The following is a 10,903-nucleotide window of genomic DNA, read 5'->3' on the forward strand; positions in this document are numbered from 1 at the left end:
TTGCGTCCCAATCTCAATCGAAAGGTGCACATGTGTCTCGGACAACACGCCAACGCAGCGGCTTGCCCGCGCTGACCAGAAGAATTCACTTTTATGCCGGGCTGTTCATCGCCCCGTTCATTTTCATCGCGGCACTCAGTGGTGCGCTGTATGCCATCGCGCCCACCCTGGAAAACCTCGTGTACAAAGATGTGCTGACCGTGTCCGCGCCGGAGGGCGGCGATACCACGGAGGTGCCGCTGGCCAGCCAAATCAAGGCCGCGCAAACCTCTCACCCCGACATGGATGTGGCGCAGGTTTGGCCGTCCTCGAAGGCTGATGAGCCGACGCGCGTGCTGCTTATCGACGAATCCTTGGCCGACAACAGTGAACTCCGCAGCATCTTCGTTGACCCGTACACCGGCTCGGTGATGGGCGATGAGCCAAGCTACTCCGGTCTTGGAGAGCTGCCGCTGCGCCACTGGATTTCCGCTACACACAAAAATTTGCACCTGGGTGAGGTGGGTGAGCTCTACTCCGAGATCGCCGCGAGCTGGTTGTGGGTTGTGGCCCTGGGTGGCTTATTCCTGTGGTGGCGCATGGCCCGCAAGCGTGCGCTGACTGGTCTGGAGAACAAGAGCGGCCGCCGCCGTAAGGTTCTCAACTTGCACGGTGTGGCTGGCACCTGGTTGCTGGTGGGCATGCTTGGCCTGTCCGCGACGGGTATCACCTGGTCTGTGTTTGCCGGTGGCAACGTCGATCGCACGATTACGTGGCTTGGCGGTAAGGCGGAACCGATTGAGACCTCGCTGGTTGCCCAGCCTGAGGCTGCTGAAGCTGATCCGCATGCGGAGCATAATCACTCCGGTGCTGCGGCTGCGGGTGGCCTGACCCCCGCACAGATTTCCGATCAAGCAGCGACCGTCCTGGACACCGCACGCGCTGAAGGCCTGACGGGGCAGGTGCGCCTCTTCGTCCCGGAAGACACTGACCACGCGTGGCAGGCCAGCGAACGCTGGGTGCCGTGGCGTCTCACCTCCGACGCAGTGAGCGTCAACGGCGAAACCGGTGAGGTTGTAGACCGCCTGCCGTTCTCGGAGCTGCCACTGTTTTCCAAACTCACCCAGTGGGGCATCTACATCCACATGGGCATCATGTTCGGCCTGGCTCTGCAGATCACCCTCGCCCTCGTTGCTCTGGGGATCTGCGCGATGGTGGTGATGGGCTACATCATGTGGTGGCGCCGTCGCCCCACCAAGAACGGTGTTGCCGGTGTTCCGGGCCGCGCTGATCTGACCCGCACGGACTGGGTCATCATCGCTGCCGTGGGTATCCCGGTGGGCTTGTTCCTACCGTTGCTGGGTCTCAGCTTTGCGGCCATGCTGGTTGCAGACAGGCTTCTAGCGCGCCGCAGGAAGCCCGCCACGGAGTCCGCTGTGGAGTCCGAGAGTGACCTGAACGCAGGATCGAACCCGGACCCGGAGCAGGAGAAAGAACCCCAGCTCGCCTAGTAATAGAACGGGAACTCGTCCCAGTTCGGCGGGCGCTTCTCCAGGAAGGAGTCGCGGCCTTCCACTGCCTCGTCCGTCATGTAGGCGAGGCGGGTGGCTTCGCCGGCGAAGACTTGTTGGCCCATGAGGCCGTCGTCAAGCAAATTGAAGGCGAACTTGAGCATGCGCTGGGCGGTGGGGGACTTGCCGTTGATTTCGCGGGCGACCTGGATGGCTTCTGCTTCGAGTGAGGCGTGGTCGGCGACGATGTTGACGGCACCCATGCGGTGCATGTCCTCGGCGGAGTAAGTGCGGCCGAGGAAGAAGATCTCGCGAGCGAACTTCTGGCCGACCTGCTTAGCCAGGTAGGCAGAACCATAACCGCCGTCGAAGGAGCCCACATCAGCGTCGGTCTGCTTGAAGCGCGCTTCCTCGCGGGAGGCGATGGTCATGTCGCACACGACGTGGAGGGAGTGACCGCCGCCGGCGGCCCAGCCGTTGACCACAGCGATGACCACCTTGGGCATCGTGCGGATCAGGCGCTGGACCTCAAGGATGTGCAGGCGGCCGCCCTCGGCTTTCACGCGGGCTTCATCGACATGGTCCGCGGTGGCGGCTTCCACATCACCGTCGTGGCTGGTGGCGTACTGGTAGCCCGATCGGCCACGAATACGCTGGTCACCGCCGGAACAGAACGCCCAGCCGCCATCCTTCGAAGAGGGGCCATTGCCGGTGAGCAGTACAACGCCCACGGAAGGATCGCGGCGCGCGTGGTCGAGTGCCCGGTACAGCTCATCCACCGTGTGCGGGCGGAACGCGTTGCGCACCTCCGGCCGGTCAAAGGCGATGCGCACGATCCCGTTCGCGCGGCCCTCACCAGCGTGGCGGTGATAAGTGATGTCGGTGAAATTGAAACCCTCGACGGCCTTCCACTGGGACGGGTCGAAGGGCTGGGCGGTGGAATAAGTAGTCATTCCGTCATTGTGCCATTGAGTGTGTTTTGGCGCGGTCGAGATTTCTGACCGTTTGCCGGATCCACTTTTGTGAAACCCCAGGTCGCGATTTTTGGGATGTGAGATATCTCGGATCCCTTGTTCGGCCCACTAGAGTGAACCCCCAGAACACGGCGTGGAGGTGCAGGATTTTGGAACTGGCGGACATTCTTGACCGCGCCCATGTGGTTGCGCTGCCGATGGCGGTGCGGTTCCGGGGGATCACCACGCGGGAGGCTCTCCTCATCGACGGCCCGGCGGGGTGGGGCGAGTTCGCGCCCTTCCTGGAGTACGGCGACGAAGAATCCGCCGCCTGGTTGAGCGCCGGGTTGGAGGCCGCCTACCAGGGCTATCAAGGCCTTGACCTGGGGGACCGCGCGGTGCGGATCAATGGCACGGTGCCCGCGGTTGCCGCGTCTGAGGTTGAGGGGGTGCTCGCGCGCTTCCCGGGGGTGGATACCTTCAAAATCAAGGTGGCAGAGAAAGGGCAGACGCTCATCGACGATCTCGCCCGCCTCGCCGCCGTCCACACCCACCACCCGGATGCGGAACTGCGCGTGGATGCGAACGGTGGCTGGTCAGTCGACGAGGCGGTCCAGGCGGCTGAGGCCTTGGCGGACGCTGCCGGTGGGATGCTGCGCTACATCGAGCAGCCCTGCAAGACAGTGGAGGAACTGGTGGAGGTGCGCCGCCGGTCGGATGTGCCGGTTGCGGCAGATGAGTCCATCAGGAAGGCGGCGGACCCATACCGCGTGGCCGAGCTTGATGCCGCTGATGTGGCAGTGACCAAGGTGGCGCCACTCGGCGGGGTGGGAAACACACTGACCATCGCGAAGGATCTTGCCGCTCACAACATGAGCATTACCGTTGCATCCGCGCTGGATACGGCAGTGGGAATTGGTGTGGGGTTGATCGCGGCGAAGGCGGTGGAGACGGCGGTGGGTGCGAATGCCGCTGGGCTGGGTACACAGCGGTTGTTCGTGGAGGATGTTGCGGAAAGGCAGGAGCTTCGGAACGGCTGCTTGGAGGCCACCCCGTGCGTTCCTGATCCGGACCGCTTGGCGGAGTTGGCGGCGCCTGGGGAGCGTAAGGATTTCTGGTTTGACCGGCTGCGACGGTGCTGGGACATCCTGAGTGTCGCCGGCGGCGACTACGATGTGGCGCATGGATGATCAGACTCGCAGGATCCCGCGTGACAATTCGGGCGACCGGACGGAGTACCTAGGGCCAACCACGCCGGCCCCAAGGCAGTACATGCCGGGGGAGGAAAACCAGACGGCGTACATCGGCAATTACGACAGCTACGAGAATTACGACAACTACGGTGACCCGCAGCCGTATGACGAGCCGTATCGTCCGGAGAGCTACAACAGACGTGACCAGTACAACCAGCCCGTTGTGCCCGAAAATGAGGAGAAGAACAACACCTCCGCCATCGCATTGGGTGCAATCGCAGTGTTGTTGTGTGCCGCCGCAGTGGTGTTGTTCTTCCTGTGGCGGGGCGCGGAAACGCGCGCGAACCAGCCGCCGCCAGCACCGGTGACACTGACGGAAACGGAAACGGTGACTACGTCCAAGGAAGGTTTCTTGGATGGTCTGCTCAACCGCGATAGGGATGGTGAAGGCGAGATCACGTTGCCAACCGAGCTGCCAACGGACCTGCCTACGGAAATTCCAACGGAGATTCCGGAAGACGTCAGGAATGATTTCCAGAGCATGCTGGATGAGCTGAAGAGCCTCATTGACCAGATGAAAACGTCCAATTAGATCCGAATGGATCTAATGAGAAAGAGAGTGACTGACTTAAGTGGATTCCCCAGATTCCCTGGAACTGGCACAACATGTGGCCGGGGTGCTCGCCGAGCACGTCACCGATGTTGTGTTGAGCCCTGGATCGCGTAATTCCCCGCTGGCGTACGCATTGTTGGCGCGCGAGGACATCACCGTGCACGTGCGGATTGATGAACGCTCGGCAGCATTCACCGCGCTTGGTATCGCCCGGGTGCAGCGGCGCCATGTGGGTGTTGTGATGACGTCGGGCACGGCCGTGGCTAATGCTTTCCCGGCGGTGGTGGAAGCCCACATGTCCCACACCCCACTGGCCGTGATCAGCGCGGACAGGCCAGAGCGGCTCGTGGGGACTGGTGCCTCCCAAACCATCTGGCAGCAGGGCATCTTCGGCCGCTATGCAGAAACCCAACAGGTCACTTCACCGGCGGACCCGATCGCTTTCGCGGCGGAGCAGGTACACATCAACGTTGCCTTTGATACTCCGCTCGTGCCACAGACGTTGCCAGAGCAGACCGGCCAGCCGCGCCGGGTTGGTCCGGGCCGGCTGAGCCGCGATAGCGCTGGCTTCGTCGACCACGGTGTGGTGGACGTGGATTTGGACAAAAATACGCTCGTCATCGCTGGTGATGAGGCGTGGGAAGTGCCGGGGCTCGAGCACGTTCCCACTATTGCGGAGCCAACTGCGCCCACGCCGTTCCACCAGGTTCATCCGCTGGCGGCACGGTTCTTCGTCCAGGACGAGGTGGCCATTAGCCATGACGGTGGGGACTTCGCGGCGTCGACAAAGCCCGAGCAAGTGATCGTTGTTGGCCACCCAACCCTGCACCGAGATGTGCTGGCCCTCATGGCGGAGTCGACGATTGAGGTCATCGGTCTGTCCCGCACGGACACCTTCACCGGCAACCCGCAGCGCCGCGGTAGTCGCGTCAACGTGACGGGGCAGCCCAGCGACACATGGTTGAAGATCTGCGAGGCAGCTGGTGATGTCGGCGCGCAGACAGTGCGCGATGCACTGACCGACGAGAAGTTTGGGTTCACGGGACTCCACGCCGCGGCGGCGGTGTGTGACACGTTGGGCGTGGGCGACACGATGGTGCTGGGTTCTTCCAACCCGGTGCGTGATGCCAGCTTGGTGGGTATGCCCTTCGATGGCGTTTCGACGTTTGCGGCACGCGGCGCAGCCGGCATCGATGGGACGATCTCCCAGGCCGTTGGCATTGCCATGGCAACTCAGGCGCTTCACCCGGAGGAGATTCGCGCACCCCGCACCGTTGCGCTGATGGGGGACCTGACGTTCCTGCATGACATTGGTGGGCTCCTCGTCGGTGGTGAAGGGATTGTGCAGCCGCGGCCGAGCAACCTCACCATCGTTGTGGCCAATGACAATGGCGGGGGCATCTTCGAAGCACTAGAGGTGGGTGCGCCGAGCGTGCGCGACCAGTTCGAGCAGGCTTTTGGCACCCCGCATGATGTGGATATTGAGTCCCTGTGTGAGGGCTACGGCGTTGCTTATGCACGGGCAGAAAGCACAGCTGAGCTGACCGATGCGTTGATGGACAACATTGATTCCCCGCACCCGGTTCTGGTCATTGAGGCCGTGACTACGCGCACGACCCGCCGGGACCTGGCTGAGCGGTTGAAGAAGTAGGGCGAAAGGGCACACCGAGTGAGAATTGTTGTGACGCGGGAGACCGTCCGCCGCCGGCTCCACCAACTGATTATCGCGCTGTACATGTGCGCGATGCTCGGCAGCGTGGCCATGGTGGCGGGTCCGGCGTACAACGATTACCTCATTGCCAAGGACCCAGGTCGCGGCATCGCCACGGTGAACAGCGTGTCTACTCTGCGCATGTCGGTGGAGTACCAGGATGAGCAGGGGCGCTTCCACACCCCGCCCTATGGTTTGCTGTATCCCTCCGGGATCGGCGAGGGGCAGCAGGTGTGGGTGACGTATGCCAAGTCGAACCCGGACATCGTGAAGGTGGAGGGGCGACAGTGGACGTTGGCCATCATCCCGGCGCTCTCAGTGGCACTGGCATCCACGTTGGTTGCGGCTCTTGCTTGGTGGGCAGTGAGCACGTGGGCCAAGAAACGTGACCGTCGGGGCAGAAAATTTACCTAAGGTTCCCCGTAATTCCATGACCAGTTCGGTACAGGCATGGATAATGCGAGCATGCGTGTTGCCATTGTTGCTGAGTCTTTCCTGCCAAATGTGAATGGCGTTACCAACTCGGTTCTCCGGGTGCTGGAGCACCTCAAGGAGACGGGTGATGAGGCAGTGGTCATTGCCCCTGGGGCCCGTGAATACCAGGAGGAAATCCCTGACTACCTGGGTTTTCCTATCGTGCGTGTGCCCACGGTGATGGTGCCCCGAGTGGATTCCTTGCCGGTGGGTGTGCCCAGTGGGCGGGTGCTCAAAACGGTGAAGGAGTTCAAGCCGGACATCATCCACCTGGCCAGTCCGTTTGTGTTGGGTGGGATTGGGGCGATCGTCGCTAAGCAGCAAAAAGTGCCTTGCATTGCGCTGTTCCAGACGGACGTGGCGGGCTACACGGCGAAGTATCGCTTGGGCATGTTGGAGTCCGCGGCGTGGCGGTGGACGCGCCGCCTGCACAACATGACGCAGATGACGCTGGCGCCGTCGTCGGTGGCGATTGCGGAGTTGGAAGACAACGGCATTCAGAACGTGCATAAGTGGGGCCGCGGCGTGGATTCGGTGTTGTTCCATCCGCAGAAACGCCGCGATGATTTGCGTGCGAAGTGGGATCCGACGGGGCAGAAGAAGCTGGTCGGCTACGTGGGCCGCTTGGCGTCGGAGAAGGGCGTGGAACGTCTCGTGGCGCTACACAGTGATCCGAATATTCAGCTGGTCATCGTGGGTGATGGGCCGCTGCGGCGTGATCTGGGTAAGCAGATGCCCACCGCTGTTTTCACGGGTCAGCTCGGCGGGGAGAAGCTCGCAGCCGCCTACGCCAGCCTGGACCTGTTCGTGCACCCGGGTGAGTTTGAAACCTTCGGTCAGACGCTCCAAGAGGCGCAAGCTTCAGGCGTGCCGACGATTGGGCCGCGCGCCGGTGGCCCCATCGACACCATCCAGGAGGGCTACAACGGCCTGCTGCTGGATGTGGAGACGTTCGAGCGCGACCTCCCGGCCGCCGTGGCGCACATTCTTGCCGACGAAAACCTGGCCACCATGAGCGCCAACGCGCGCGCCTCCATTGAGGACAAGACCTGGCCGGCGCTGTGTGATCAGCTGTTGGGCTACTACAACGACGTGCTCGACGCGTCTCCCATGCACAAGGGCACGGACCGCTTCCCTCGCGTTCAACCAGTGTGACTTAGACTCGGTGGCTATGGCCAAGGCGAACCTGGAGAAGAACCCGCACGACGTGGCGGGAATGTTCGATGATGTGGGAAAGAACTACGACATCACTAACACGGTGATGACGGCTGGCCTGGACCGCTACTGGCGCAAGCGCACTCGTGAGCTTCTCGATGTCAAGCCGGGGGAGAAGGTCCTCGACCTCGCTGCTGGCACTGCCGTGTCCACCGTCGAACTGGCTAAGTCCGGCGCATGGGTTGTGGCCTGCGATTTCTCCCAGGGCATGCTGCGCGCTGGGGCGCACCGCGATGTGCCGAAGGTCTGCGGGGATGCGATGCGTTTGCCGTTTGCGGACGAATCTTTTGACGCCGTGACCATTTCCTACGGCCTGCGCAACGTCCACGATTTCAAGGCTGGTCTGCGTGAAATGGCGCGCGTGACCAAACCGGGCGGCCGCTTGGTGGTCAACGAGTTCTCCACCCCCGTTGTCCCCGTGTTCTCCCAGCTGTACAGCCGCTACCTGCCCAAGATGATTCCGCTTCTGGGCAAGGTGTTTTCCTCCAACGCGCCGGCGTACGAGTACCTCGCCGAGTCCATCAAGGCGTGGCCGGCACAGAAGCAGTTGGCCGCAGACATCAACGCCAATGGTTGGGCCGAGTGCGAGTGGAAGAACCTGGCCTTCGGCATCGTGGCGCTGCACCACGCCGTAAAAAACTAATATCTCGTGTGAGCGTTAGTTCACACGAGATCCCATAGCGGCGTATCCGCGCGCAGTCCGCTGACCACCTTCCCGGCCGCGCGCCAGGCGCGGGCGACCAAGTCCTTGTCCTCCTCTGTGATCAGGTTGCCCATGAGGCGTGCTGCCGCCGGCATGAGGTAGCGCCCACCAAGGTTGCGCATGGCAACGGGCCCGGCGATGGGGAGGAACTGAGGGTAGGTGAGTAGCCGTGCGGCGGTGCGCGCCAGCATGAAGGCCTCGCCGTAGCTCTCCCGCAGCACCCACGGCCAGGTCAGGGTCGCGTCCGCGCCGGGGTTCATGGACTGGATGAGGTCCACCGCCATGATCGCGGTTTCCAGCCCGTAGTCGATGCCTTCACCGTTGAGGGGGTTCACGCAGGCAGCGGCATCCCCGATGAGCATCCAGTTCGGTCCAGCCACGCCGCTAACAGCACCACCCATGGGCAGCAGAGCTGAGGTGATGTTCTGTGGTTCACCCAGCTGCCATTCATCGTGCACCTGATCCGCGTACTGCACCAGCAGCTTCTTGGTGTTCACCTTTGCTGGGCGGGCATCGGTGGATAGCGCACCGCAGCCGAGGTTCACCTGACCGGAGCCCAGCGGGAAGATCCAGCCGTAGCCGGGTTGGATCTGGCCATCGGCGTCGTTGAGTTCGACGTGGGAGTGCATCCAGGGTTCGCTAGCAAGTGGCGAATCACAGTAGGAACGCGCGGCAATGCCGTAGACCTCCCCGCGGTGCCACTGGCGGCCGAGTTTCTTGCCGAAGGGGGAGCGCACCCCATCCGCAACGATGACCCAGCGTGCGTGGATCTGGCCACGCGGTGTTTCCACGGCGGAGATGGAGCCGTCTGCACCGAAAGACACTCCGGTGGCCGGGCAGTTGTAGAACACGTCAGCGCCGGTGGTGGAGGCGAGGTTGGCCAGGGCGGCGTCGAAAAGCATGCGCGGGCTCGCGGAACCTTCGGTGCCGTACACGCTGCGCGGCCACGGTGCGGTGACGGAACCCCCATAACCGTGGAGTTTCAGGCCGCGATTGCGGTAGGCGGGCAGGGCCGATTCAAGGCCGAGCGTCTTCAGCGCGTGCACCGCGCGGGGGGTGAGGCCGTCGCCGCACGTCTTGTCGCGACCGGCTGGAGCAGCATCAACAACCGCGGTGCTCATACCTGCCCGGACCGCGGCGATCGCGGCGGCGGAACCGGCGGGGCCAGCGCCGACAACCACGCAGTCATAGCGGCCAAGAAAGGAATTCACCGTTCCAACGGTACATATTGCGCTAATCGGTTGTGGTGTGGACTACGGTTAAGAGCATTCATGTTCCCGCCGCACGACCCGCAAGGAAGATAGATGACTCACGGCTCACCTACGCCGCCCGCAGCCAGCAACCAGCTGGACCTTGGGGATGAGGCGCTGGCGGCTCGCGTTGCTGACGGGTTGGCCCGGGTGGAACAGCTCATGTTCCAGCGGCTCAACAGCGGACAGGAGTTCCTGTCCGACAAGGTCACACACCTAGCCAAGGCTGGTGGCAAGCGTTTCCGCCCAGTGATGGCCATGCTGGCCAGCGAGTTCGGCCCGCACCCGCAATCCGTCAACGTGGTGCGTGGTGCCACGATCGTCGAGATGGTGCACTTGGCCACGCTCTACCACGATGACGTGATGGATGAGGCGGACAAGCGCCGCGGCGTCGAGTCCGCCAATTCCCGCTGGACGAACACGGTGGCGATCCTCTCCGGTGACTTCCTGCTGGCAGAGGCATCTCGCATCATGAGTGAGATTGACACCGCCACGGTCGCGCACTTCGCGGACACCTTCGGCCAGCTGGTCACGGGCCAGATGCGGGAGACACTCGGTGCCGGCGACAACGACCCGATCGAGCATTACTTGAGCGTTATCCGCGAGAAGACCGGCGTGCTCATCGCCTCCGCCGCACACTTGGGTGCCTTGCACTCCGGTGCTGACCAGCGCACGGTCGAGGCATTGACCAAGCTCGGCGAGGCCGTAGGCATGGTCTTCCAGATCGTCGACGACATCATTGACATCTTCTCCGACACCGACCAATCCGGAAAAACCCCGGGCACCGACCTCCGCGAGGGCGTGTTCACCCTCCCCGCGCTCTACGCAATGCGCGATCAAGGCCCCGCCGGGGAAGAGCTCCGCGCGCTGCTCACTGGGCCGCTTACCCGCGATGCCGATGTCGAACGCGCCCTCACCCTCATCAGCCAAACCGATGGCCGCGAACGTTCCCTCGAAACCGTCCGCAAGTACCTGGCCGTGGTGGATGAGTGCCTGGACCAGCTCCCGGATATTCCGGCCAATGCGGCCATGCGCCAGATTGCCCGCTACACGGTTGACCGCGTTGGTTAGCCACGGATGTGCCGTTCTGCCAGGCGATTTGCAAACTCTCTGGGACGCTGCTGTAGAGTAGTCCAAGCACGCCAGGTTGCCCGAGCGGCCAAAGGGAGCGGACTGTAAATCCGCCGGCATTAGCCTTCAGAAGTTCGAATCTTCTACCTGGCACCAGCACCAAACACCGAGAGGATCATCCTCCCGGTGTTTTTGTTTTCTCGGCCTTGGTCCCGGCCTGCTCGGCCCGC

General features: G+C 62.9%; 10 protein-coding genes and 1 tRNA gene. 9 read left to right on the forward strand and 2 right to left on the reverse strand.

What is annotated here, in order from left to right; genetic code table 11:
• The first annotated feature begins 32 nt into the window (after positions 1 to 32).
• Positions 33 to 1,490 (forward strand): PepSY domain-containing protein, encoded by a 1,458-nt coding sequence (locus tag L8U60_RS07800; protein ID WP_269965800.1) that lies wholly within the window; start codon positions 33 to 35, stop codon positions 1,488 to 1,490.
• Here L8U60_RS07800 and L8U60_RS07805 read toward each other — a convergent pair.
• Positions 1,487 to 2,443 carry a 1,4-dihydroxy-2-naphthoyl-CoA synthase gene (locus L8U60_RS07805; RefSeq protein WP_269965801.1) on the reverse strand — a complete coding sequence of 319 codons (957 nt, stop codon included), beginning with the start codon at positions 2,441 to 2,443 and terminating at the stop codon, positions 1,487 to 1,489. The genes L8U60_RS07800 and L8U60_RS07805 overlap by 4 nt on opposite strands.
• 167 nt (positions 2,444 to 2,610) lie before the next feature.
• Between L8U60_RS07805 and L8U60_RS07810 the strand changes: the two genes are divergently transcribed.
• The 6 genes from L8U60_RS07810 to L8U60_RS07835 all read left to right on the forward strand — a co-directional run bounded on the left by L8U60_RS07810 (position 2,611) and on the right by L8U60_RS07835 (position 8,292).
• Positions 2,611 to 3,633: an o-succinylbenzoate synthase gene (locus L8U60_RS07810; RefSeq protein ID WP_269965812.1), complete on the forward strand. Its 1,023-nt coding sequence runs from the start codon at positions 2,611 to 2,613 to the stop codon at positions 3,631 to 3,633.
• Positions 3,626 to 4,228: a hypothetical protein gene (locus tag L8U60_RS07815; RefSeq protein ID WP_269965802.1), complete on the forward strand. Its 603-nt coding sequence runs from the start codon at positions 3,626 to 3,628 to the stop codon at positions 4,226 to 4,228. The genes L8U60_RS07810 and L8U60_RS07815 overlap by 8 nt, the downstream gene beginning before the upstream one ends.
• 40 nt (positions 4,229 to 4,268) lie before the next feature.
• Complete coding sequence (gene menD / locus L8U60_RS07820) at positions 4,269 to 5,900, forward strand: 2-succinyl-5-enolpyruvyl-6-hydroxy-3-cyclohexene-1-carboxylic-acid synthase (RefSeq protein ID WP_269965803.1); 1,632 nt, start codon at positions 4,269 to 4,271, stop codon at positions 5,898 to 5,900.
• A gap of 84 nt (positions 5,901 to 5,984) precedes the next feature.
• Positions 5,985 to 6,374, forward strand: a complete 390-nt coding sequence (locus L8U60_RS07825) for a DUF3592 domain-containing protein (RefSeq protein ID WP_269965813.1) — start codon at positions 5,985 to 5,987, stop codon at positions 6,372 to 6,374.
• Between the two features lie 51 nt (positions 6,375 to 6,425).
• Positions 6,426 to 7,589, forward strand: a complete 1,164-nt coding sequence (locus L8U60_RS07830; RefSeq protein ID WP_269965814.1) for a glycosyltransferase family 4 protein — start codon at positions 6,426 to 6,428, stop codon at positions 7,587 to 7,589.
• A 16-nt stretch (positions 7,590 to 7,605) separates the two neighbouring features.
• Positions 7,606 to 8,292 carry a demethylmenaquinone methyltransferase gene (locus L8U60_RS07835; RefSeq protein WP_269965804.1) on the forward strand — a complete coding sequence of 229 codons (687 nt, stop codon included), beginning with the start codon at positions 7,606 to 7,608 and terminating at the stop codon, positions 8,290 to 8,292.
• Between the two features lie 20 nt (positions 8,293 to 8,312).
• On the opposite strand, the gene L8U60_RS07840 is transcribed toward L8U60_RS07835, so the two are convergent.
• Positions 8,313 to 9,563: a geranylgeranyl reductase family protein gene (locus L8U60_RS07840; protein WP_269965805.1), complete on the reverse strand. Its 1,251-nt coding sequence runs from the start codon at positions 9,561 to 9,563 to the stop codon at positions 8,313 to 8,315.
• 93 nt (positions 9,564 to 9,656) lie between these two features.
• Here L8U60_RS07840 and L8U60_RS07845 point away from each other — a divergent pair, with 93 nt between their 5' ends.
• Positions 9,657 to 10,673 carry a polyprenyl synthetase family protein gene (locus tag L8U60_RS07845; RefSeq protein WP_269965806.1) on the forward strand — a complete coding sequence of 339 codons (1,017 nt, stop codon included), beginning with the start codon at positions 9,657 to 9,659 and terminating at the stop codon, positions 10,671 to 10,673.
• 70 nt (positions 10,674 to 10,743) lie between these two features.
• Positions 10,744 to 10,829 (forward strand) — tRNA-Tyr (locus L8U60_RS07850).
• Positions 10,830 to 10,903 lie beyond the last annotated feature (74 nt).

This window comes from Corynebacterium meitnerae (genome assembly GCF_027570075.1).
In the GTDB taxonomy this organism is placed as follows: Bacteria; Actinomycetota; Actinomycetes; order Mycobacteriales; family Mycobacteriaceae; genus Corynebacterium; species Corynebacterium meitnerae.